Source organism: Roseiflexus sp., assembly GCF_057785375.1.
Window position 1 is genome coordinate 86724 of record NZ_JBYNRX010000058.1, and the last position, 22562, is coordinate 109285.

19 protein-coding genes and 2 pseudogenes are annotated in these 22562 nt (G+C 61.0%); 12 read left to right on the forward strand and 9 right to left on the reverse strand.

Features of this window, described 5'->3' with window-relative positions:
- Window positions 1–2 precede the first annotated feature (2 nt).
- The 5 genes from AC3EA7_RS10290 to AC3EA7_RS10310 all read right to left on the reverse strand — a co-directional run bounded on the left by AC3EA7_RS10290 (window position 3) and on the right by AC3EA7_RS10310 (window position 5372).
- Window positions 3–1379 (reverse strand): AAA family ATPase, encoded by a 1377-nt coding sequence (locus AC3EA7_RS10290; protein ID WP_488613964.1) that lies wholly within the window; start codon window positions 1377–1379, stop codon window positions 3–5.
- Window positions 1376–2068, reverse strand: coding sequence for a DUF6812 domain-containing protein (locus tag AC3EA7_RS10295; RefSeq protein ID WP_488613965.1), 693 nt, complete (start codon window positions 2066–2068; stop codon window positions 1376–1378). Before AC3EA7_RS10295 ends, AC3EA7_RS10290 begins: the two co-directional genes overlap by 4 nt.
- Window positions 2069–2225: 157 nt before the next feature.
- A complete protein-coding gene (locus AC3EA7_RS10300) occupies window positions 2226–3086 on the reverse strand; it encodes a tetratricopeptide repeat protein (RefSeq protein WP_488613966.1) in 861 nt (286 codons plus the stop codon).
- A 7-nt stretch (window positions 3087–3093) separates the two neighbouring features.
- Window positions 3094–3933, reverse strand: a complete 840-nt coding sequence (locus AC3EA7_RS10305; RefSeq protein ID WP_488613967.1) for a CPBP family intramembrane glutamic endopeptidase — start codon at window positions 3931–3933, stop codon at window positions 3094–3096.
- Window positions 3933–5372: a MiaB/RimO family radical SAM methylthiotransferase gene (locus AC3EA7_RS10310; RefSeq protein WP_488613968.1), complete on the reverse strand. Its 1440-nt coding sequence runs from the start codon at window positions 5370–5372 to the stop codon at window positions 3933–3935. Before AC3EA7_RS10310 ends, AC3EA7_RS10305 begins: the two co-directional genes overlap by 1 nt.
- A gap of 251 nt (window positions 5373–5623) precedes the next feature.
- On the opposite strand from AC3EA7_RS10310, the gene AC3EA7_RS10315 reads away from it, so the two are divergent.
- From AC3EA7_RS10315 to AC3EA7_RS10335, 5 genes and pseudogenes are all read left to right on the forward strand, one after another.
- Window positions 5624–6472 carry a CPBP family intramembrane glutamic endopeptidase gene (locus AC3EA7_RS10315; protein WP_488613969.1) on the forward strand — a complete coding sequence of 283 codons (849 nt, stop codon included), beginning with the start codon at window positions 5624–5626 and terminating at the stop codon, window positions 6470–6472.
- Between the two features lie 64 nt (window positions 6473–6536).
- Complete coding sequence (locus tag AC3EA7_RS10320; RefSeq protein ID WP_488613970.1) at window positions 6537–7046, forward strand: MogA/MoaB family molybdenum cofactor biosynthesis protein; 510 nt, start codon at window positions 6537–6539, stop codon at window positions 7044–7046.
- Between the two features lie 26 nt (window positions 7047–7072).
- Window positions 7073–7282 (forward strand): annotated as a pseudogene (gene yidD, locus AC3EA7_RS10325) (membrane protein insertion efficiency factor YidD); the annotation flags it as partial.
- 421 nt (window positions 7283–7703) lie between these two features.
- The gene (locus tag AC3EA7_RS10330) at window positions 7704–8087 is read left to right on the forward strand and encodes a HEPN domain-containing protein (RefSeq protein WP_488613971.1); all 384 of its coding nucleotides are present in this window, start codon (window positions 7704–7706) and stop codon (window positions 8085–8087) included.
- The gene (locus tag AC3EA7_RS10335; protein ID WP_488613972.1) at window positions 8074–8403 is read left to right on the forward strand and encodes a nucleotidyltransferase domain-containing protein; all 330 of its coding nucleotides are present in this window, start codon (window positions 8074–8076) and stop codon (window positions 8401–8403) included. Before AC3EA7_RS10330 ends, AC3EA7_RS10335 begins: the two co-directional genes overlap by 14 nt.
- Window positions 8404–8427: 24 nt before the next feature.
- Here AC3EA7_RS10335 and fmt read toward each other — a convergent pair whose 3' ends face one another.
- Window positions 8428–9381 carry a methionyl-tRNA formyltransferase gene (gene fmt, locus AC3EA7_RS10340; RefSeq protein ID WP_488613973.1) on the reverse strand — a complete coding sequence of 318 codons (954 nt, stop codon included), beginning with the start codon at window positions 9379–9381 and terminating at the stop codon, window positions 8428–8430.
- 162 nt (window positions 9382–9543) lie between these two features.
- On the opposite strand from fmt, the gene AC3EA7_RS10345 reads away from it, so the two are divergent.
- The 7 genes from AC3EA7_RS10345 to AC3EA7_RS10375 all read left to right on the forward strand — a co-directional run bounded on the left by AC3EA7_RS10345 (window position 9544) and on the right by AC3EA7_RS10375 (window position 19571).
- Entirely contained in the window at window positions 9544–10497 is a 954-nt protein-coding gene (locus AC3EA7_RS10345) for an MDR/zinc-dependent alcohol dehydrogenase-like family protein (protein WP_488613974.1), read from the forward strand.
- Window positions 10498–11670, forward strand: coding sequence for an SPFH domain-containing protein (locus AC3EA7_RS10350; RefSeq protein WP_488613975.1), 1173 nt, complete (start codon window positions 10498–10500; stop codon window positions 11668–11670).
- Window positions 11654–12598 carry a carbohydrate kinase family protein gene (locus AC3EA7_RS10355; protein ID WP_488613976.1) on the forward strand — a complete coding sequence of 315 codons (945 nt, stop codon included), beginning with the start codon at window positions 11654–11656 and terminating at the stop codon, window positions 12596–12598. Before AC3EA7_RS10350 ends, AC3EA7_RS10355 begins: the two co-directional genes overlap by 17 nt.
- Before the next feature lie 90 nt (window positions 12599–12688).
- Window positions 12689–14020 (forward strand): GGDEF domain-containing response regulator, encoded by a 1332-nt coding sequence (locus AC3EA7_RS10360; protein WP_488613977.1) that lies wholly within the window; start codon window positions 12689–12691, stop codon window positions 14018–14020.
- A gap of 4 nt (window positions 14021–14024) precedes the next feature.
- Window positions 14025–17561, forward strand: coding sequence for a tetratricopeptide repeat protein (locus AC3EA7_RS10365; RefSeq protein WP_488613978.1), 3537 nt, complete (start codon window positions 14025–14027; stop codon window positions 17559–17561).
- Window positions 17562–17577: 16 nt separating this feature from the next.
- On the forward strand, window positions 17578–18906 hold the full coding sequence (locus tag AC3EA7_RS10370; protein WP_488613979.1) for an aspartate aminotransferase family protein: 1329 nt from the start codon (window positions 17578–17580) through the stop codon (window positions 18904–18906).
- 38 nt (window positions 18907–18944) lie between these two features.
- On the forward strand, window positions 18945–19571 hold the full coding sequence (locus tag AC3EA7_RS10375) for an FFLEELY motif protein (protein WP_488613980.1): 627 nt from the start codon (window positions 18945–18947) through the stop codon (window positions 19569–19571).
- Between the two features lie 3 nt (window positions 19572–19574).
- On the opposite strand, the gene gmd is transcribed toward AC3EA7_RS10375, so the two are convergent.
- From gmd to AC3EA7_RS10390, 3 genes and pseudogenes are all read right to left on the reverse strand, one after another.
- Entirely contained in the window at window positions 19575–20540 is a 966-nt protein-coding gene (gene gmd, locus AC3EA7_RS10380) for a GDP-mannose 4,6-dehydratase (RefSeq protein ID WP_488613981.1), read from the reverse strand.
- A 719-nt stretch (window positions 20541–21259) separates the two neighbouring features.
- Window positions 21260–21530 (reverse strand): annotated as a pseudogene (locus tag AC3EA7_RS10385) (transposase); the annotation flags it as partial.
- A gap of 62 nt (window positions 21531–21592) precedes the next feature.
- On the reverse strand, window positions 21593–22561 hold the full coding sequence (locus AC3EA7_RS10390) for an aldo/keto reductase (RefSeq protein WP_488613982.1): 969 nt from the start codon (window positions 22559–22561) through the stop codon (window positions 21593–21595).
- Window position 22562 lies beyond the last annotated feature (1 nt).

A 22562-nucleotide genomic window follows, 5' to 3' on the forward strand; every position in this document is an offset into this window, starting at 1 on the left:
CGCTATGAGAGTTTCACGAAGTACGCATCGTATGCGCGATCAAGCAGTTCGCGCGACATCGACGGCGGTATGCCACGATATTTGGCTTCATCGAGGATCTGGTCGCACAGGTCGCGCGGGTGACAGGAGCGCAGGTCGCGCCCATCGCGTTTGTACCGCTCGAGGATCAGATAGCGCAGCCCTTCGTCGCTGTACGGGATGTTCTTCGCTTTCGCAACCCGCTGAAAGATGGCGCGAAATTCCTCGGCTGACGGATTGGGCACTTCGATCTTGTGCCGGATGCGGCGCAGGAAGGCGTCGTCTACCAGGTCCTGCGGTGAGAGGTTGGTCGAGAAAACGATCAGCACATCGAAGGGCACCTGAATCTTTTTGCCGGTCTGAAGGGCGAGAAAATCGACCTTCTTCTCCAGCGGCACGATCCAGCGGTTGAGCAGGTCTTGCGGGCGACACTTTTGCCGGCCAAAGTCGTCGATCAGGAACAACCCGCCATTGGCTTTCATCTGGTAGGGCGCTTCGTACACTTTCGCAATCGGGTCGAAGATCAGTTCGAGTTGTTCGAGGATCAACTCGCCGCCGACCATCACGCGCGGTCGTTTGCAGACCAGCCAGCGTCGGTCGGGCAACGGCGAATCCGCGATTGGACGCCCCTCGAACGAGACCGCCGGCTCACGTGCGGGTACGGCGGTCGGTTGCTCGACCACCTGATGGTTGAGCGGATCGAAGAGTTTGATAATCTGCCCGTCCACCTCGACAGCATACGGGATCAGCACATTGCCGCCGAGCATGTTGGCGATTCCTTCGGCAATCGTCGTTTTGCCATTGCCGGGAGGCCCGTAGAGGAACAGCGAGCGCGCCGAGTTGGCGGCGGGACCGATGCGGTCGAGCATGCGGTCGCTCACGACGAGGTGCGCGAACGCCTGCCGCACGGTTTTGGCATCCACCACCATGTCGCCAACCGACTGGCGATTGACCATTGCGATGTACTGATCAAGCGGAACAGGCGCCGGTCCGGCGTACTGCGAACGATCCAGCACCTCGTGGACTTTCAAGCGTCCTTTGGTGGCGATAACATACTGGAACGATCGTTCGTTGAAGCCGCCCTGTGCGCCGACGATATCGACATACTCTTCGAGTTTGAGGAACTCGAGCACTTTATCGAGCACGCCGAAGAACGGCAGTTTCGTCACCTCGGCGATCTGTTGCCCGGTGATATTGCCGTGAAAGTAGACGACTTTCAACACCAAGTCGTTCAAGAACCCCATGCTGAGACCGGTTTCTTCGACCGACGTCGGTTCGGGCGGGATGGCAACGCTGCCGGCGCCGGTCGGAGAAGCCGTAGGGCGGTGTTTGTCTGCGAACTGTTGCGAGAAGAAGCTCATACCGACTCCTCCGTCGAACGAACTGGCAGCCACGGAACATCGCGGGCGCTAACGACGGAATCGATGGGTGCGACCAGATCGATCGCCTGACGACCGATAAGCAGGAAACTGGCGTGGTAGAGCAGCATATTATCGCTGACGCGGAAGACGCGGGCATCGGTCATCGGCAGGTAGCGCGCCTGTTCGTCGTTCAACTCGTCTTTCAGCCGCCGGTCGTGACGAATGTACAGGTAGCCGAGCACTGCCAGGTCGCTGCCGCGCACCGCGCACAACACCGCATCCTTCGGAGTGCGCACCGTGAAATACTTGCCGCGTTCATTCACGTGCACCCCCAGATCCTCATCGTCCCGAATCAGCGGTGTGGGTTCGGCAGCCTGATTGCTCCAGGGAACATCGCGGATCGTCGCCAGCGCGTCGAGTTCGCCGATCAGGAGAATTTCGCGGTACGCAGCGAGCAGGAATGATGTCTGAAGCAGAAAACTTTCGTCATCCGCCCGGTAGACGCGCGCATCGGTTATGGGCAGGAAAGCGGACGGATCGCTGTTCATCTCGTCGGTCAGGCGATTGCCTGGTCGGACGTAGACTGATCCGATGATAATTTTCCCCGGCGTGCACACGAAGGCGGTCACGGCGTCTTTGGTGATCCGTGGTGTGAAGAACTTGCCTTTTTCGTCGATCCGTACTTCCATAGCGCTTGCTCTCCATCAGGCGGCGGGCGAGAGGCGGGCAACATGTCGTCGACAAACAGAAAACCAGACGCCATGATGCACGTCTGGTTTCAGTATAGATGACAACCGGGCTGGATGGCAATAGTACGGCAGCGCTACATGCCAATAGGCATTGTGCCTATTCTTCGATCAAATCCTCGTCGTCGCCGATATCCGGTTCGATCTCCTCCAGTCCGAGTTCTTCGTCTTCGCCGCCGAAGGACTCCTCGTCCACATCCTCGCGCACCTCGACCCCTTCCTCTTCTTCGAGCAACTCCTCGCCAAATTCGTCGAACTGCGCGCCGCTGACGAACGCGCCGCGGAGCGCGCTCTCGCTCAGTTTGCCGGGGAAGGACACACGCCCGCGTTGCGATGGCGCCTGGTAGGTTTCACGAATAATAATGCGCACCTGGCGCCCGTCGATGTGCGCTACTGCGGCGATATACCGGTTGCCGCCCGCCATCAATTCGTTCAGGCGCTGCGCCAGTTTCGGCTCGATGCGCCCGATCAGCGCGCCGGATGTGTCATAGACCGCCACGCCGCGCCCTTCGGGACGCAATTCCACCTTCTCGCCGGTGACAATCGCCGCCAGCGCGGGCCCGCGCTGAACGTCGATCAGGGATGTCAGCGCGGTTTTCCCGACTTCGGTGACGAACAGCCGCAGATCGACGAGCTGCCGCCCGGCTTTCAGCGAAACGGAAGAAAGGGATGCCGAGCGCGCCAGCAGTTCCTCGATACGTTCGAGGTTGCGCCGCGCAATGCGGTTGTTCGGCGTGAGGCGCAGCGCATTGCGATAGGCGTCACGCGCTTCCGTGAGACGGCCCAGCTCGAAGTACGCCTTGCCTAAACGATTGTAGGTTTCGGTCGTTTCCGCCAGGCCGATCAGTTTTTCGTTGACCTGCACCGCCTCTTCCCAGCGGCTGTTCGCTGCCAGTTCGACCGCCTGGTTCTGCAGACGGCGTTGCAACCGAAATTTTTCATCCTGCTTTGTCAATGCCATCTCCTTGTTACATTTGCGGGCATATGCCCGGATTATTGACGCACGTCAGCAGTGCAGCCAGTGCGATGCCATTGTTGATGGCGTGCGCCACAATCGCCGGGATCAGGCTGCCGCTGCGATCGAACCCCCAGGCAAACACCAGACCGATCAGGAACGATGGTACAAGCAGCCCGACGAGGCCCTCAGTGGCAGCCAGCGAGTGCGACAGGGCGAACACCAGGGCGCTAACGCCGTAGGCAATGGCGATGCCGGTGCGCGAGTCGCCTGCGAGCCGTCGCAGCGAGCCGAAGAGATAGCCGCGGAACAGCACTTCTTCGCCGATCGGCGCCAGCACCGCCGCTCCGAGGAAGAAGAGCGCCTGCCCTGCGTAATCTCCCGGAAACAGCGGGTAGAGCGCCGCCTGGTTCTGGCGAATGCCGGAACTGACGAACAGAATGCCGGCGATGCTGTTCAAAAGGAGCGCCAGCAATCCCAACCCGATACCGATCAGCACCAGACGTAAGGGGCGTGAGGCGCTGAATCCCAGCACCGAGAGCGGCTCGCGGCGCAGCACCCGCACTCGCACAACGGCGACGCCGATAAAGACCAGGTTTTGCAGCAGCAGCAGCGCTACCATGCCATCGGCGCCGATCAGCCGGGTGATCTCCTGTGTATTCAGTTGACCAATGGCGCCGAGTTCGATCCCGGATTGTGCAGCGCGCAGCGCCAGGAGCATGCCAACGACCGCCACGCTGAGGAACAGCGCCGCGCCGATTGCAATCAGCAGATCCGCCACCAGTGCGCCAATTGCAGCGCGCGGCGTCACACGCAGCGGCAAATGCGGCGCTGGTGCATCGAGCGTATTCATCAGGCGACTGCTCCATGCATTGGTGAGACGGCATCCCGTGTTTCAGAAGCGCCGTTGAGCGCCAGCAGCGTTTCTGCGGGCTGTGCCAGAACACCCTGCAACGACCAGGGACCGGTGTGCGTAATGCGCACCCGCGCCAACTGTCCCGTCCAGTCGTGCGGGTCGCTGAAGAAGACCAGTTTGTTGCCCGGCGTGCGCCCCCGCCATTTGCCTTTGTGTTCGCCTTCGACCAGCACTTCGACGGTCTGATGCAGGAAGTGTGCATTGCGTTCGGTTGCGATCTGTTCCTGAAGGCGCTCGAGTTCGATGCGCCGCAGTTGTTTTTCGCCCTCGGGCACTGCCAGGGTCGGGTCGAGTTCCATTTCGGCGGCGCGTGTGCCGGGGCGCGACGAGAATGCCGCGATGTGCACTTTGTCGAACCGGATCTCTTCAAGCAGTCGCTTTGTGCCCTCGAACCGTTCGCGCGTTTCACCCGGATGCCCGACGATGACATCGGTCGTCAGCGACACACGCGGGATGACATCGCGGATCTTCGCTATCAGTTCGCGGTAGCGTTGCACGGTGTAGCCGCGCCGCATGATTTTGAGCAGCGCATCGTCACCCGCCTGCACCGGCAGGTTGATATCCGGCATACAGCGCGGTAGTTCCGCTACCGCCGCAATCAGGCGATCGGTCATCCACGCCGGATGCGATGTCAGGAAGCGCAGCCGCAACAAGCCGGGGATTGCATGAACCGCACGCAGCAGGTCTGCCAGGTCGGGTCGTCCAGGGAGATCGTGCCCCCACGAGTCGACAATCTGCCCAAGCAGCGTAATCTCTTTTGCGCCGCGCGCCACAATCCGGCGGCATTCTTCGACGATTTCCTCGAGCGGACGGCTGCGTTCGCGCCCGCGCCGCAGCGGGATGACGCAGAACGAGCATGCCATGTTGCAACCGTACTGGATCGGCACATGCACCGAAACCGGCGGGTGATCCCAGCGCGCCACCGGCAGCGCCGGCTCATCGAGTTGATAGATCGGATTGGGCGCCAGCGCCAACACTTCATCAACTGCCGAAGGCGAGACAAAATGGTCCACCATCGGCAGGCGGTTCTGAAAGATCGACTGGTTGCCCGGACCGACCATGCATCCCCAGAGAACGATCTTCGTCTCGGGATGGGTGCGCTTGATGCGCTGCACATCGCTCAGTTTGCCCAGAATGCGCTCCTCGGCGGACGCGCGCACGCTGCACGAGTTGAGCACAATGAAACTCGCCTCCTCCGGACGCTCGGCGGGGGCGTACCCGACCCCTTGCAACGCCGCTTCCAGGCGTTCGGAGTCGGACATGTTCATCTGGCAGCCGACCGTCCAGACATAGTAGCGGTGCTCACGCGGCGTTGTGTCGCGCGAATGCGCGGTGTGCGCTTCTTCTGGCACATGCAATGTGATCGTGTCGGTCATCGGTTACTCACTGCTCTGGCGCTCGCTCGCTCAATGCGCTTCGATGGTCTTCTTTCCACGAGTTGCCATTATAGCGAAAATTCAAGGCAGGGGCAAGAATGGTCGTTACCGAAGGCGCTGCCGTGCCCTTCGTTGGGCAGGAGATTGCCGCCTGAATCGTGCGGAAACGGACCCGATGATGGGGCAACTATCAAGGGTATACGATGCGTCTAACCGATGTGATCGCCGCGTGTAGGAAGGGAGAAATCGTCGTGCCTGCTTTAGCCCGGGACCATTCGTCGAAGCGGGGGCTGATCCACACCAACCCGGTCGGTGCATATTTCCTGGTCGCCTATGCCTTTTCGTGGCTGATCGGCGGCGTGTTGATTGCCAGTTATCACGGCTTTGTGATGGCGCCAGCGTGGCTGCACTATGTGAGCGCATTCGGTCCGATGATTGCGGCGATTGCCGTCACCGCTGCGCTCGATGGGCGCGCAGGTCTGGCGGAATTGTGGCGGCGCGTCATTCGTGCCGATGTCGGTCTGCGCTGGCGGCTCGTCGCGGTTGGAACGCCGCTTGCTCTCGGCATCGTCGCAGCCGTGGTCTATGCGATTGAGCAGGGCGCGCTGCCGGATATCGCGCTGTTTGGCGAGGTGGACTATCTGGGAAACATTGGCGTGCTGGCGGCGTTGGGGTTGTGGATCGCAACCTATGGGTTTGGCGAAGAGATTGGGTGGCGCGGGTTTGCACTGCACCGGCTGCAATCCGGCGGGTGGGTTCGCGCGGCTGTGATCATTGGCGTGCTGTGGGGAGCATGGCATCTGCCATACTTCTTCTACAAGGACAATTTCATCGCTCTCGGCATGGGCGGTTTCGTGGGTTATCTGATCAGCATCGTGATGGGGTCGATCCTGCTGGCGTGGATCTATCGCGGGAGCGGGAACAGCATTCTGATGGTCGCCCTGTGGCATGGGACGTTCGACTTCGTCAGCGCCTCGCCCGTGGCGGAGGGGACCGCCAATGCAATTATCAGTGTCGTTGTGATTGGATGGGTGATCATCATCCTGCGGCAGGCGCAGAGCGGTCGGCGTATGGTGAATGCGAGCGCGCCAGAGCGCTGAGGCGCACGATAGTGCAGGAATGGTATAATGTCATCAGATCCGATGTTGCCAATATGTTGCGCTTATGAGCCATTCGGAACACGAAAAGATCGCCCGATCCGCCGTTTCGTCGGTGAACTGCGGCATTATTACCATCAGCGACACACGCGCGCCGGAGACCGATACAGGCGGCGCGCTCATCCGCGCCGGTCTCGAAGGCGCAGGGCATACCGTGTTGCGCTATATCGTCGTTAAGGATGAGCCGGCGCAGATTGTCGCGCACGTGCGCGATTTCGCCGCTGCCGGATGCCAGGTGATCATCACGAGCGGCGGCACCGGCATCGCCCGGCGCGATAGCACGTTCGAGGCGATCGATGCGTTGCTCGAAAAACGCATGCCCGGCTTCGGCGAGATCTTTCGCATGCTGTCGTACCAGGATATCGGGCCCGCGGCGATGCTCTCGCGCGCCACGGCTGGCGTCTTTCAACGGTCGCTGATCTTCTGTCTGCCCGGTTCGCCCGCCGCTGTGCGCCTGGGGATGGAAAAGCTCATCCTGCCGGAACTGGCGCATCTGGTGTGGGAAACCATACGCTGAACGCCTAGAGCGTTCGAGGAACTGCTGTGATTCGCTGGATACTGCTCAAACTCATCCGTTTCTATCAGATTTTCATCTCACCGGCGCTGCCGCCGAGTTGCATTTATGAGCCGAGCTGCTCGAAATACACCTACCAGGCGATTGCACGGCATGGTGCGCTCAAAGGGACCTATCTGGGCATTCGTCGCATTCTGCGGTGCCACCCGTGGGCGCAGGGCGGGTACGACCCGGTGCCGGAAGAGGGCGCCGTCATCTTTGCCGTGCGACCGTTGCCGCCGCTCCACCTTCTTCTGAACGGTCGGCGCGCGCGTGGCGCCTCGTCGGGTGTGGGAACCGCTGGTGACCGCATGGTTGAGCCTGCACTGCGGGAATGGGCGCTGGCGCTGGCGGAACAGCACCCCGACATAGCGCGCGTCGGATATGTTGATGACCCGACACAGGCAGGCGGCAAGATCGATGTGCTGCTCATTGTCGCGCAGTCTGACTTCTCCGTCGATCAGCGCGCCGCTGCGTGGGGCGCACATCCGCTGCCGCTTCCTGCGCGCCTCTCAGTCTACACTTTTGACGAGTGGACGCATCGCTCCTCTGATACGGAGGCGCAATCACAGGTGCACTGGGTCTTCGAGCGCGAATACGTGCAGCAATAAGGCGCACGCCATGCCGGATCGCTCACAGGACTGGTTCAAACAGGCGGAACGCGACCTGGAGCAGGCGATTGATTCACAGCGCGCCGGACGTCACGAATGGGCGTGTTTCGCTGCGCATCAGTCGGCGGAAAAAGCCGTCAAAGCGCTGCATCTCGCGCACCGGCAGGAAGCCTGGGGACACGTCGTGGCCCGTTTGCTCGCCGATCTGCCGCTGAATGTTCCGCCCGATCTGATTGACAAAGGGCGCGTGCTGGACAATTTCTACATCCCGACCCGTTATCCCAATGGACATCCGGCAGGTGCGCCCTATGAGCATTACGGCGTTCTTCAGAGTGAACAGGCAATCGCGTATGCGCGCGAGATCGTTGAATTCGTCCGTCATGAAATGGCCTGACGCGCAGACGGTTGAGCGCGCACTGCGAGCATGGGCGCAGGCGCTGGCTGAACAACATTCGAGTGTGGTGCGCGTCGGGTACATTGGTTCCTACGCCAGGGGCGATTGGGGAGTCGGCAGCGACGTGGACGTGGTGCTGATCGTTGCGCAGTCTGACCTTCCCTTCGAGCAGCGTGCCGCCGTGTGGGACACAAGCCAGATTCCCGTTCCTGTTGATCTGCTGGTGTACACCCTCGATGAATGGCAGAATCTCCCGCGCGACAGTCGTTTCGCGTTGGTAGTGGAACGTGAAGCGCGGTGGGTGTTGGAACGTTGAACATTGCAACGTCTGCTGCTGCAATTAATGCTCCGATGACTCTCCCAACCGTTCACTGCTGGTCAAGCGCAAACCGCGGCGCCAGTCGGCGGCGGGGATTGGGCGCTTGCCTGCCGGTTGGACTGTCTCCAGCAGGATCAACCCTTCGCCGGTTGTCACTGCGGGACCTTCCGCCGTATCCAGGAGCGTGCCAGGGGGCGCATCGCCGCGCCGGTCGGTGATGACGCGCGCGGCAATGATCTTGAGCGGCGCGCCGCGCCAGGTCGTCGTGGCGCCGGGCCACGGATCGTAGGCGCGCGTCATTCGTTCGATAACGGCAGCGGGTTGCGACCAGTCGATGATTCCATCCTCGCGGGAGAGCAATTTCGTGAACGTGGCGCGGGTATGATCCTGCGGTTGGGGCGTAATAGCGCCAGCCGCGTATGCATCCAGCGTCTCGACCAGCATGTCTGCGCCGATTGCGAACAGTTCATGCGTCAGGGAACCGGTGCGTGCATCAGGGGGGAGTGGCACGGCACGCTGCGCCAGGATGGGACCGGCGTCCATTTTTGCGTCAATCAGCATAATCGTCACGCCGGTTTCGGCGTCGCCGTTGAGGATCGCGCCGGCGACGGGGGAGGGACCGCGGTAGAGCGGCAGGAGCGAGGGATGGATATTGACGTATCCCAGCGGTGGAATGGCGAGCACATCACGGCGCAGGATCTCACCATATGCGGCGACGACCCCGACATCGGGGCGCAGTTCTGCCAGGGCTGCAACGGCGGCAGGATCGCGTAATGTCTCGGGGGTCAGCACCGGCAAGCCCAGGCGGAGCGCCGCCTGTTTGATCGGCGTCGCCACCAGCATCTTCCCCCGACCGGCCGGACGATCCGGTTGCGTCACGACGCCTGCCACCTGATACCTGGGATCGGCGACCAGGCGTTCAAGCGGGAGAATGGCAAAGGCTGGACTGCCAAGAAAGATGACTCGTAATGGCATATGTGCACCTCGGATCGTGCCTGGTCGTACAATTTATTGAGCAGCACTCGTATTGCACAGCCCATGAAGCGTGTAGTATAATACATCGGAGTGACGCTGGCGCGGTGCAAATATTCTGGTCAGAAAGGCGTGCACCGCACACCAAGAGGGTGCAAGTCGCCCATGCATGCACTTGTGTATGACGGCAAACTGCGTCAGGTCGACGATTATCCTCGGCCAGTTCTGCGTGCTGGCGAAGCGCTCATTCGCCCCACTCTGGTTGGCATCTGCAACACCGATATCGAAATCACGCGCGGCTACATGCATTTTCGCGGCGTCCTGGGGCACGAATTCGTCGGCGTGGTCGTCGCGTGCGAAGACGCGGCGTGGATTGGTCAGCGCGTCGTTGGTGAAATCAATGCGGCATGTCGCGCCTGCGAGGTATGCCGGCGCGGCGACGAGAGCCATTGCCCCAACCGCACGACGCTCGGCATTGATCGGCGGGACGGCACCATGGCGGAATTGTTCAGCCTCCCAATAGCCTGCCTTCACCGTGTGCCGGACCGAATGCCGGACTCGGTGGCAGTGTTCACCGAACCTGTGGCAGCGGCGTTCGAGATTTTGCAGCAGATCCATGTGCGTCCGACGGATCAGGTGGCGGTGGTCGGTGATGGCAAACTCGGTTTGCTCTGCGTCCAGGCGGTGCGTCTTCCCGGTTGCGACGTCACGCTGGTTGGGCGGCATCCGGAGCGCTGGGAGTTTCTGGAAGGCATGGCGATTCACGCCGTGCATGGTGATGAACTTGATGGCGCCTATCAGGCGCGGTTCGATGTAGTGATCGATTGCACCGGGCATCCGCACGGGTTTCGTGTGGCGCGTCAGCTGGTGCGACCGCGCGGATGCCTGGTGATGAAAAGCACATTTGCCGCCGAGTCGGAATGTAATCTGACCATGCTGGTCGTTGATGAGATTCGCCTGATCGGGTCGCGGTGCGGTCCATTCGAGGCAGCGCTGCGCGCGCTGGATGGCGGATTGATCACAACGGCGCCGCTCATTGCAGCGCGCTTTCCGCTCCAGGACGGCTTGCGGGCTTTTGCCGCCGCAGCGGGTCGATTGAAAGTGTTGCTGGAGGTGTAGATGGCATCGAAGGGCATATTTGGGCGAAACGATCAATCGGCGCGGTATGCTGCGGCTTCTCTTGCGTTGGGGTTGATGTTCGTGTCACTGGTGGTCATCTACCTGTCCGTGCCCCAGAACGATACCGTCACGCTGCTCTGCGTGATCATCATGGCGGTGAGCCTGCTTATTACGCTGAACGGCACCTGGAACGAGATCGGCATGATGGCGGCGTTTGCAGCGTTAACCTCGCTGATGGCATCCTACTTTTTGGGGCGCGATGTGCTCGGCGACACCGGCAGCATTCTGTTTCCGCTGCTGTGGATTGGAGTGCTGCTCTATATTTTTCGCTGGATTTCGCGCCACACCGTCGTAGTGCCCGAAGATCACGCAATTATGGTTGCGCGGTTCTACAGCGGTTCGCTCTATCGCCTCCAACCGCCGCTGGCGCCGCCGCTCATTCCGCTGCTGGAAAGGCGGGTTGCGACCATACCGCTCTACGAATTGAGCCACGATGTGAAGGTCGCAAAAATTAATACGGGCGGGTCGCACAGTATTGACGAAGTAGAGGTTCATTTGCGCTATCGCGTGAAGAACCCGGAGTTTGCCCTGGCCAATATTCCCAACCGAGGGCAGATTCAGAATGAGGTGGCGCGCGAGATGGGGCGTGACCTCGAACAAGCGCGTCTCGATGTGGCATTCTGGGAAAAATTGCTGGCGCGCCAGCTTACCCACGAAGTTGATGATATCGTCCGCGAGGTGATCTTTGCCGAGACGAAAAGTGCGACTGATGCCTACCAGAAACGACTGCACATTTCACGAGAAGTCTTTCGCCGGTTGAACGAACTTACCCAACGTTGGGGCGTCATCGTCAGCCGGGTCGATATTGATTATTTCAGCGTGCCGGAAGATCGGTTTCGCTCCCCCGATCCGGATGGTCCGGTCAAACAGGAAGTCAAACGCATCCTGGAGACGAGCAAAGCCGAAGCGCAGGCGGAAGCCGAACGCATTCGTCATATCGTGCGTGTGTTGCGGGAGGAAGGCATCGAGATCGCGCCCGAAATCATCGGGGCGCTGTTGATCCCTGAGTGGACAGGCGAGATCGAGCCACTGTTGCCACCCCCTGCGTCAAAGCCCTCGAGCGACAGTCCAGGGAATAGAGGAGCGAAGCCCGGCAATGCAACCAAACAATGACCATGCATACGAACCGGTGGTCGTCGTGGGGGCGGCATGCCTGGACGTGAAGTGTCGCCTGCGCGGCGATGTACTCGCCAGCACTTCGAATTCGGCGGATGTGCGCATCAGTGTTGGCGGATGCGCCCGGAATGTCGCCGAGAACCTGGCGCGCCTCGGTTACCCGACGACGCTGGTCGCCGTGGTGTGTGATGATGATTTCGGGCAGGCGATTGTGCAGCAGACGGCGCGCGCCGGGGTGAACACCGACCACGTGATCAGGGTGAGCGACTATCACTCTCCTGCCTATGTCGCTCTGCTCTCGCCCGAAGGCCGGTTAATCACCGGTGTGGATGATACCGAGGCGGTTGCCGCGCTCACGCCAGCGGTAATCACCGGGCATCGCGCGTTGTTTCAGCACGCTCCAATGGTGGTTATGGACGCGAATGTGTCAGTTGAAAGCGCGAAGACATTACTCGATATTTGTGCTGCTGCGGGTGTGCCGGTGGCGCTCGATCCGGTGGCGTATGCTCCGGCGCTGCGGTATCGGCCATTCATTGGTTCGTTCTCACTCGTGGCGCCAAATGCCATTGAAGCCGAAGCGTTGACCGGCATGCACGTGACGGATGTGGCGCAGGCGATCCTGGCGGCGCGCCGCCTGACTGCTGAAGGGGTCGAGATTGCCATTGTCACACTGGCGGAACAGGGGCTGGTGTACGCAACGCCATCGTCGAGCGGGCACATCCCGGCAATCAATGTCGAAATCGTCGATCCAACCGGCGCAGGTGATGCGCTGACTGCAACAGTGGTCTATGCCTTGCTCCACGATATTCCGATTGACGAAGCGGTGCGCCTGGGAGTGAGCGCAGCCACGCTGACGCTCGAGTCGCCCGATACGGTGCGCCAGGACCTGACACTGGAAATCCTGTATGCGCAGCTCGTTATTTGAAGCAAGTATCTGTGTTCTCGGGTTTCTGGCAGTTGAACAGGCGTCCTGTGCACCGAGGGCCTGCGCATCCTGTGGTTTGCGGCATATTCTATGACCAAACGTATCCTGATTGCAGATGATGAACCGGCAGTGCGTCAACTGCTCGAATTGGTGTTGCGGTCGCAGGGATATGATGTGTTCGTAACCCAGAACGGCGACCAACTCGTGCGCACTGCGCAGGAGTGGATTCCGGATCTGGTCATCGTCGATTTGATGATGCCGCAAATGGATGGCTATGAAGCGATTCGCCAGCTGCGGAACGACACCCGCACCGCCCATGTGCCAATGCTCATTCTTACCGCGCGTTCGACGGCTGAAGATGTTGTGACCGGCTTCGATACCGGCGCCGATGATTATGTGACCAAGCCCTTCAATATCCCTGAGCTGCTCGCGCGCATTCGAGCGCATCTTCGTCGTGCAGCGCAGACGCCGGTCCATAATCCGTTGACCGGTCTGGCAGGGAATGTGCTCCTGACCGAGGAGTTGAAGTATCGCCTGCGCAACAATACCCCTTTTGCGCTGTTGTACGTAGACCTCGATAATTTCAAAGCGTTCAACGACACCTATGGTCCGGCGCGTGGCGACCGGTTGATCAAACTGGTTGCCGAGGTGCTGTCGGCGGTCGTTCAACAGCACGGCGCTGCCAGCGATTTCATCGGGCATATCGGCGGAGACGACTTCGCAGTGTTGACGATGCCGGATCATCTGGATGCGATCTGCCAGGGGATCATTGCGCTGTTCGATAAGCGGGTGCGCGATCTCTACGACCCGGAAGACCTGGTGCGCGGCTATCTGCGCGGCGTGGATCGCCAGGGGGTGCCACGGAACTTTCCAATCACCACCATCTCGATTGGGGTGGTCACCAATCGACGCCGTCGCTTTGCCGATTATGAGGAAGTCAGCCGGATTGCAGCGGAGATGAAGCAGTATGCCAAGCAATTGCCCGGCAGCACCTACGCCGTGGATATTCGCGGCATCAGTGAACAGGCTGTCGAGCGGGATCGCCGCGGCTCCGCTCCGCCGCCGGTGCTGATCGTGTCTGCCGATGCATCCCTGCGCGATATTATCGTGCCCTTGCTCAACGAGATGGATCTGCGCGCGCTCGATGCGCCGACTGTGCTCGATGCCGAACGGTTGCTTGCGTACCATCCCGAGACGGCGCTGGTGATCGTCGATGCGCGTGTGGGCAATCAGGTGCGCGATTTTTGTAAGAGTCTGGCGCAACATCAGCCGGATCTGCCGGTGATTGCGCTTGCCGATCAGCAGGCTTCTGGATTGATTGCGCCGGGCGCTGTCAGGTGCATCCTGCCGTTACCCTTCGATAACAACCAGTTGTGCGCGCGAATCGTCGAGGTGCGTGGCGCTTCGCAAGAGATCTCGTAAGACCATGCAGGCATTGATCGTCAGTCTGGCATTGCTCGTGATTGTGGTCGCTGCGCTGGCGCTGTTGGCGCCGCTGCGCGCCCAAATGCGAATTTGGGTGCAAACAGTCCATGCGGCGATATTGCGGCGCGCCAGACTGGTGCGCAGCGCAACGGTCATCAGCAGTTCCGGTGAGGAGATCGTTGTGCCTGATGCGGTGCGCGCCGGCTCGCCCTGGACCGAACGCTTCCGCGTGCGATGGACCGGTGTGCGTCCGCAAACGGTTCTTGCCGGCGTACTCGTTGTTGCGCTCATCCTTGTGGGATTGCCGCGCCTGCTTCCCAGCGCGCGCGCTGATGAATTGATCGTGCTGGTTGCGCCATTCTCCGAGCCAGGCGGTGTTCCTGGCGCCACAGGCCGAGCGGCGGCGCAGGAATTGACGGACGCACTGGCGGCAACGGTTGGAGCGGGGGTGACTGTTCGATTGATCGATACAGCGCCTGCGGACCGGCAGGCGGCGCTGGCGCTGCTGCAAGCGAATCGTGCCGATGCCATCATTGTGGGTGAGATAGCGCCTGGCGGGATGCTCGATGCAGCAACGTTGACGCCGGTTCTTGTCTATGCGCCGGGTGGAATCCAGGCGTTTGTCAGTCTCGATGGCTTTGCCGGGCGCTTTGCGTTGCCAGCGGTCTACCCTCTTGCCACGCAGCCGGTCAACGGTCGCGTTGTGCTCACGCGCCTGGTGCGTGCGCTGGCGGATTATAACAACGGGCAGTACAGCGCTGCGGTTGCAGCGTTCGATGATCTTGAGCGAGAACAACCGGCGTTGCGTCCCGGCTTGCTGCGCACGCTGCGCGCAATGACCTGGTGGGCGCGCGGCAACTATGAGCAAGCGGCGGCTGAATTTCGCCGCGCGATTGCTGCCATGCCCGATGCGCCGCCTGACGAATTGGCGCGCCTCTACGTCTCGCTGGGCGCTGTTCAGCACGATATGGGCGACCCGGCGGCGCGTGATTCGTTCAATCAGGCGATTGCACTCCTCCAGGGGCAGGACCTTGGCGAACTACGCTACAATCTGGCACTCGAAGAATTGCGGTCGGGTGATCCGGCAGCCGCTGCTGTATCGCTCGAACAGGCGCGGCGGTTGTTGCCGCCATCGACGCCGCTGCTCGTGACGCTCGCCGAGGCGTATCGTCTTAGCGGGCAACTCGATGCAGCGTCGGAGACGCTCAACGCTGCTACCCGCCAGATTAGCGCCGATGACCGTATCGTGCCATTCGATCTCCGTTCGCTGATGAATGCCCGTCTGCGGGCAAGCGTGCAGAACGAGCGAGCATTGTTGCGCATGACGCGCTTGCTTGATGCACGTGGTCCATTGCTCTGGGAGCTGGACAGCGCACCGCAGCCCCTGGAAGCGGAACGATCACGTTATGAGGCGGATCTGGATCAGATTCTCGGCGATGTTTCGCTGGCGCTCCGCGAAGCCACAACGCTCAATCAGGAGTGGAACAAGCGCGCCGCCGCCGCCGATGCCGAGCAGCGTCTGATCGATGGAAGCGTCGCCATGCATCAGATGCGCCGCGCCGAACTGACCATCCGTCGCTCCCGTTTCTGGCTGGCTGTGGTTGAGGTGGAACTTGCGCGCCTGCGCGATATGCGCGCGCCAACCGGTCTGGCGGCGGTGTGGGTCGGACTGACGGGCGCATTGTCGCCTGCAACCGATGCGTTACGTCAGATTGAGACGCTGGAGAAGGTCCAGTCGGGCAATGTGGACCTGGCAATCCTGCGCGGTCGGGCGTTCCTGGTGAACAACCAGGTGAACGACGCACGCACCGCCTTCGAGACGGCGGCGCGGCTGGCGTCGGAGCGTCCAGAGCCGCTGTTTCATCAGGCAATGCTAGCGTTATCACAGAATCGCGATCAGGCGCGGCAGTTGCTCGAAGCGGCGTTGCAGCGCGATCCATCCTACTTCCCGGCGCGTATTCGCCTGGCTGAACTGGCAGAGGAAGAACAGCGCTGGCAGGATGCGCTTGTGCAACGGCGCTGGCTCGCTGAATATCGCGCTGGCGTCGGTGAAACGCTGGCGCTGGCGCGCACCCTTCGTCTGAGCGGATCAGAGGGGTATGCGGAAGCGGAACAGTTGCTGATGCCGCTGGTGGATCGCAACCATGCCGCTGCGATTATCGAGATGAGCCGACTCTACCGCCTTGCCGGTCGGCTCGATGCGGCGCGGAACGTGCTGGAACGCGGACAGCAGAACACTGCCCGTAGCACACGAGCATTTGCTGACCTCGCCTACGAACTTGGGCTGGTGTTGATCGATCAGGGGGAGATAAACCGCGCCGAGCGTCAGTTTGAGACGGCAATCAATGCGAATCCCCGGCATGTTCCTTCCCATCTGATGCTGGCGCACCTGGAGCGACGCGCCGGAAGTGACCGCGCTGCAGCGCGACGCTACGCAGATGCGCTCGACGCCGGCGCGAGCGACCCGGCCATGCTCGAACAGATTGGCGCCACACTGCTTGAACTGCGCGAATATGATGCCGCAGTGACCGCGTATGAGCGTGCAATCGCGCTGCAACCAGACCACGCGCCATTCCGTTATCAGGCGGCGCTGGCATATCTGGGGACTGGACGACTCGACGCTGCCGATGTGTCGGCGCGGCGGGCGCTGGAGCGGCAGCCGATCTACCCGGAAGCGCTGATCGTGCTGGGGGATATTGCGCTCCAACGGGGCAATCTGGCCGAAGCCGGGCAACAGTATCGCGCAGCGCTTCAGCAGAATCCGGTCCTGGCAGCGGCGCATATCGGGCTTGGGCGCGTGGCTGCGGCAGGCGGCGACTGGTCGATTGCCGCCGGGCACTTTTTGAATGCCATTCAGGGCGACTCACAGTCTGCTGATGCCTGGCTTTGGTTGGGTGAGGCGCGGGTGCGACTCGGTGATGTTGATGGCGCCATCAGTGCGTATCGGCAGGCGCTGCAACTGCGCTCTGAGTTCCCAGAGGCGCACTTCGGACTGGCGCAGGCGCAGTTTGGCAAGGGGCTGGCGGAAGAGGCGTTGCACGAGGTTAGTGTTGCACTGGAACAACGTCCGCGGTATGCTGAGGCATTCTTGCTGTTGGGGAAAATCTATGAACGGCAGGGTTTCAGTACGCGTGCGCTCGAAGCCTATAAACGGGCTATCGATGTCAATCCGCGGCTGGCTGAACCGCATTATCGTCGAGCGCTGCTCCTGATCCGCGTTGACCGGTTGGGCGAGGCGCGTGATGATCTCGAAATCGCCACGCGCCTGGAGCCCAACTTTGCCGAGGCGCATTATTGGTTGGGACGGGTCTATTTTGCGCAGCAGAACTTTCAGGCTGCCATCAACCGTTTTCGCGAGGCTGTTAATCGGCGCAACGGCAATTACCCCGAAGCGCGGTATTATCAGGGACGTGCAGAAGAACAGATTGGAAATCTGAACGCGGCAATGCAATCGTTTGAGACGGTCGCCAATCAGAGTGATGACGCACTCTGGGCAAGCGAGGCGCGTGCAGCGCTGGCGCGCCTGAGCGATCGCTAGACACAGGGAATGGACAATGATGACATTATCAGCAACGGAGCTGCGTGAGCAGGCAGCATATCTGTCGCCGGTCTGGGCGCGCTACAGTGATATTCTGGTTGAGCGCGGCGAAGGGGTCTATCTCTACGATGTCGAAGGACGGCGCTACCTGGATTTCACCTGCGGCATCGGCGTGACGAATACCGGTCACTGCCATCCGCACGTGGTGGAGGCGATCCGCGAGCAGGCTGGATTGCTGCTTCACGGTCAGGCGAACATCGTCTATCACCGTCCGATGCTGGAACTGGTCGCCGAACTGCGCACCATCGTTCCGCCCGAACTTGATTGCTTCTTCTTCAGCAACAGCGGCGCCGAGGCGGTTGAGGGCGCGATCAAACTGGCGCGTCAGGCAACCGGGCGGAGTGACGTCATTGCCTTCGAGGGCGGGTTTCACGGGCGCACGGCAGGTGCGCTGGCGCTCACCAGCAGCAAGGGGAAGTATCGTTACGCCGTTGCGCCTTTGCCGGCGGGTGTTCACTTTGCACCGTATGCGGCATGTTTTCACTGCGCTGTCGCGCGCGCGGCGGGCGCCGATCCAGCGGCTATCTCTGCGGCTGCTCCTGATGATGCCGGATGCTGCGGCCATCCGCTGCGGCAGCTTGAGCATATCCTCCATACGCAAACAACCCCGGAGAATGTCGCGGCGATCCTGGTCGAACCGGTGCTCGGCGAGGGTGGGTACATCGTCCCGCCGGCGTTATTTCTGCGAGGATTGCGCCAGATCTGCGATCAGTATGGCATCCTGCTGATCGCCGACGAAGTGCAGAGTGGCTTTGGGCGCACCGGACGCTTTTTTGCCATCGAACATTTTGGCGTCGTGCCCGACATTATGACCGTCGCCAAAGGCATTGCATCAGGATTGCCGCTTTCTGGTATTATTGCACGGCGTGCAATTATGGAACGCTGGCAACCCGGGTCCCATGGCGGCACCTATGGCGGCAACGCTGTCGCGTGCGCTGCTGCCGTCGCTACGATCCGGGCAATGCGCGAGGAACGCATGGTCGAAAACGCAGCGCGTCAGGGCAGGTTGCTGAAGGCGGAACTCCTGCGCATCAAAGCGCAGTTCCCGTCGATCGGCGATGTGCGCGGATTGGGGTTGATGATCGGCGTCGAACTGATGACGGTGGATGGAATGCCCGATGCCGCGCTGGCGAAACGTGTCGTCGCCGGATGTCGCAACCGTGGCCTGCTTCTGCTGACCTGTGGCCCATATGATAATGTGATTCGCTTCATTCCGCCCTTGATTGTCGAAGAAGACCAGATTCACGACGCTGTGCGCATCTTCGAGGAGGCGCTGGCGTCCTAGCAAGGCGTGGAGCGTATGCTCCGCGATCACCTGTTGCCATGCCACACCGTGCGCCGTATCGGGTTGCGCTCCAGGCGCTGCAATCCGATCGCCTTCGCCGCGATTATGCGGACCTCGCCGCCGAACCACAGTATCGGTTGGTTGGCGAGTTCTTCTTTACCGAACTGTACGGTCCACGCGACTTTACTGCGCGTGATACGCAAGCGCGCCGTCTGCACCTGCTCGTCCAGAGTTTCCCAGGGGTAATGATCCGTGATGTCGAGCAGGTGCTCGACCTGCTCGACCTGACGAATCGCCTGGATGATGAGGTTGTCGAGCAGTTGATTGCAATTGGTGCGCCGCTCGACTTCGATATGGCAACGTATGAACGCGCTTATCGGCTGGCGGATAATTACGCCGACCGGGTGCGCCAGATCGAACTGGTGCGCCAGTCGCTCTATAATGTCGCGCGCCTGACGCGCAACCCGCTGATGGGTATTGCTCTGGATAGCTCGAAAGGTCTGGCGGAGATGCTCGGCATGAGCGATATCCACCGCTTCCTGCGCGTCGGGTATAAGGCGGTGTTGCCGGTGCGCGACATGCCACGCTTTATCGAGACCATCGCTGTCCGCGAGATGAACCGCCTCGACCGGATCTATGCCGATCAGTTGAAGCAGAAGAAATAACCGTCATCCGCGCAGCATGCGGAGGTCGCTTTCGACCATCATCTCGACGAGTTGCTCGAACGACACTTCTGGCTTCCACCCCAGCGTCTCGCGCGCGCGCGCAGGATCGCCGACCAGCAAATCGACTTCGGCTGGACGGAAGAACCGCTCATCGACCACGACATACTTTTGATAGTCCAGCCCAACGTACCCGAATGCAAGTTCGCAGAACCGTCGCACCGAGTGCGTCTGCCCGGTGGCGACGACATAATCGCCAGGCTGGTCCTGCTGGAGCATGAGCCACATAGCGCGAACATAATCGCCGGCGAATCCCCAGTCGCGCTGCGCTTCGAGGTTGCCCAGGCGCAGTTCATTGTCGAGACCGAGTGCAATTCGCGCTGCGCCGTGTGAGATTTTGCGCGTGACAAACTCCAGCCCGCGACGCGGCGATTCGTGATTGAAGAGAATGCCGCTGCTCGCGTGCATGCCGTAACTTTCGCGGTAGTTGACGGTGATCCAGTGCCCGTAGACCTTGGCGACGCCGTATGGCGAGCGCGGGTAGAAGGGAGTGGTTTCGCGCTGCGGCACTTCAACGACCTTGCCGAACATCTCGGACGAACTGGCCTGGTAGAACCGGATCTCTGGATCGACAATCCGAATGGCGTCGAGCAGGCGCGTGACACCGAGCGCTGTCACTTCGCCGGTGAACACCGGTTGCGAGAACGAGGTCTGTACGAAACTCTGCGCCGCCAGGTTGTAGACCTCGGCTGGCCGATACTCGCGCAGCATATGGATGAGCGAGACTTCATCGAGCAGGTCGCCGGGGGTCAGGGTAATGCGATCCTGAATGTGACGAATGCGCTCGAAATTGACGGTGCTGGAACGCCGGATCATCCCGATGACTTCGTACCCCTGTTCGAGCAGAAATTCCGCCAGATACGAGCCATCCTGCCCGGTAATGCCGGTAATGAGAGCACACTTTCGCGTCATGAAACTCCTCGTGTGGCAGTTGACCGATATGGACGATTTCGAGTAAACCAGGAGGATATGATACCACACCTGGAGAACGGGGATGACGGTTGGGCGGCGCGGAGAAGCGTCGCTAATACGAATGCGCGGTCATTCGTACCATACTGCCGTGGCGCGGCGCAGCGGGACGCCGGGGCGCTGCGGGCGAACGCCCGCGCTGAGGACGCAGTTCGACCATGCTCACTGCACGCGGTTCGACTGCGCTCACCGCAAGTGAAAGCCCCGCCGGGGCTGCTGATGATGATGCGTGGTCATACCATCTTCAGAGTCCATTGCAAAAAGGCTTCACCACCAAGGACACGAAGCGCACGAAGGGGAATACCATGAAGCGCATTTCCTTTGTGTCTCTTTGTGACCTTCGTGGTTGCTTGTTGCCGTGAAGTCATGGAAGGCTTCACCACCAAGGACACGAAGCGCACGAAGGGGAATACCATGAAGCGCATTTTCTTTCAGCGCCGGGGATGCCGCTCTAGAGCCTGTTATGTACTTTCGAGCATAACGGTAATGAACCGCTTCAGCCACGTGGACCTTGCCGCCCCCCCTTTCCCCCACCCGCATGCGGGGGGGAAAGGGGGGGACGTTGATGCCCGTCATCGCCGGCGCGCGCTGCGCCCCCCCCCCCCGCGGGGGGGGGGGGGCCGGGGAGGGCGATTGCATCGTGCGCGCGTCAAAGATCACCGCGCGCGCCGATCATGGACGAGCGTCGCAAAGACCCCGGCCTTCAGCCAGCGCTGGGTTTGCTGATAGACGGCGCCCCACGGCGCACGGCGGTGGAGCGTTGGGCATCATACGCCAGGGCGCTCCCGTGCGGACGATCCAGCGCAATCCGTTAAAGACCTCGCGCAGCGAGTGGTCGCGCTGCGGGGCGTCTTCGGTCATTAAGGTCAGGGAGGGAGCGACGAAGGCCCGCTCCTCGTCGCTCACATCGTTTGGATAGGGTTTACGTGTCATACTGAAATCATACCACGTGTATCTCTGAAGTGCATAACAGGCTCTAGCAACAACGGTTACCTTTACCGCTCATCGCTCCGCAGGTCGAGCCAGGCGCACTCCTCCGGCGTCAGGCGCACATCCAGCGCTGCCAGGTTCGCGGCAAACTCTTCCGGCGTGCGGCATCCAACCAGGGCATAGATGTCGAGCGGCTGACTCATCACGTATGCCAGCGCGATCTGCGGGATGCTCATCCCTTTTTCTTCCGCCAGTTGCTGCACACGCTCCAGGCGACGAAAGTTCGCTTCACCGGCATAGGAATAGACCGCCAGTTTATCGAGATAGTCCTCGAACGTATCGAGATTGTCGCGCCGCAGCCGTCCCGAGAAGAAGCCGCCTGCCAGACTCGACCAGGTGAAGAGCGGCATGCGCTGTGCGGCATACCATGCGCGCGCCTCTTCATTCTGCGGTCCACTGATGCTGATGCACCCTTCCCATGGTTCACGGTACTGCTCTGCCAGGCTGAAGTTCGGGCTGCTTGCCACAAACGGTGTCAATCCGTGAGCGGCGGCATACTCATTGGCTTCGGCGATCCGTCGATGGCTCCAGTTCGACCCGCCGAATGCACGGATACGCCCGGCGGCAAGATGTTCATTCAGCACCTCGACGATTGGACCGACCGGAACCGATGGATCATCACGATGGAGCAGGTAGAGATCGATGGAGTCGAACTGGAATCGCGCCAGTGAGTCGAACAGATCGGCAGTAATGTCGAAAGGTGTGACACGTTTGCGGTCGGCGTTATGATGCGCGCCTTTGCCGATGATCACCACCTGATCACGGATGCCGCGTTCGTTCACCCAGCGCCCCATCGCACGCTCATTATCCCCCTGCCCATACACATGCGCGGTATCGAACGTGTTGCATCCCATAGCGAAAATCGCATCGAGCAGGCGAAAACTTTCTGCCAGATTGCGCGTCGAGATCATCACCGATCCCTGGACCAGGCGCGAGACTGGTTTGTCGATTCCGGCGACGTGACCATACTGCATG

What these genes read in the sequence shown, in the direction of transcription:
- AC3EA7_RS10290 (WP_488613964.1), bottom strand. Translation starts at nt 1,379, where the DNA reads ATGAGCTTCTTCTCGCAACAGTTCGCAGACAAACACCGCCCTACGGCT.
- AC3EA7_RS10295 (WP_488613965.1), bottom strand. Translation starts at nt 2,068, where the DNA reads ATGGAAGTACGGATCGACGAAAAAGGCAAGTTCTTCACACCACGGATC.
- AC3EA7_RS10300 (WP_488613966.1), bottom strand. Translation starts at nt 3,086, where the DNA reads ATGGCATTGACAAAGCAGGATGAAAAATTTCGGTTGCAACGCCGTCTG.
- AC3EA7_RS10305 (WP_488613967.1), bottom strand. Translation starts at nt 3,933, where the DNA reads ATGAATACGCTCGATGCACCAGCGCCGCATTTGCCGCTGCGTGTGACG.
- AC3EA7_RS10310 (WP_488613968.1), bottom strand. Translation starts at nt 5,372, where the DNA reads ATGACCGACACGATCACATTGCATGTGCCAGAAGAAGCGCACACCGCG.
- AC3EA7_RS10320 (WP_488613970.1), top strand. Translation starts at nt 6,537, where the DNA reads ATGAGCCATTCGGAACACGAAAAGATCGCCCGATCCGCCGTTTCGTCG.
- AC3EA7_RS10330 (WP_488613971.1), top strand. Translation starts at nt 7,704, where the DNA reads ATGCCGGATCGCTCACAGGACTGGTTCAAACAGGCGGAACGCGACCTG.
- AC3EA7_RS10335 (WP_488613972.1), top strand. Translation starts at nt 8,074, where the DNA reads ATGAAATGGCCTGACGCGCAGACGGTTGAGCGCGCACTGCGAGCATGG.
- fmt (WP_488613973.1), bottom strand. Translation starts at nt 9,381, where the DNA reads ATGCCATTACGAGTCATCTTTCTTGGCAGTCCAGCCTTTGCCATTCTC.
- AC3EA7_RS10345 (WP_488613974.1), top strand. Translation starts at nt 9,544, where the DNA reads ATGCATGCACTTGTGTATGACGGCAAACTGCGTCAGGTCGACGATTAT.
- AC3EA7_RS10350 (WP_488613975.1), top strand. Translation starts at nt 10,498, where the DNA reads ATGGCATCGAAGGGCATATTTGGGCGAAACGATCAATCGGCGCGGTAT.
- AC3EA7_RS10355 (WP_488613976.1), top strand. Translation starts at nt 11,654, where the DNA reads ATGCAACCAAACAATGACCATGCATACGAACCGGTGGTCGTCGTGGGG.
- AC3EA7_RS10360 (WP_488613977.1), top strand. Translation starts at nt 12,689, where the DNA reads ATGACCAAACGTATCCTGATTGCAGATGATGAACCGGCAGTGCGTCAA.
- AC3EA7_RS10365 (WP_488613978.1), top strand. Translation starts at nt 14,025, where the DNA reads ATGCAGGCATTGATCGTCAGTCTGGCATTGCTCGTGATTGTGGTCGCT.
- AC3EA7_RS10370 (WP_488613979.1), top strand. Translation starts at nt 17,578, where the DNA reads ATGATGACATTATCAGCAACGGAGCTGCGTGAGCAGGCAGCATATCTG.
- AC3EA7_RS10375 (WP_488613980.1), top strand. Translation starts at nt 18,945, where the DNA reads ATGCCACACCGTGCGCCGTATCGGGTTGCGCTCCAGGCGCTGCAATCC.
- gmd (WP_488613981.1), bottom strand. Translation starts at nt 20,540, where the DNA reads ATGACGCGAAAGTGTGCTCTCATTACCGGCATTACCGGGCAGGATGGC.
- AC3EA7_RS10390 (WP_488613982.1), bottom strand. Translation starts at nt 22,561, where the DNA reads ATGCAGTATGGTCACGTCGCCGGAATCGACAAACCAGTCTCGCGCCTG.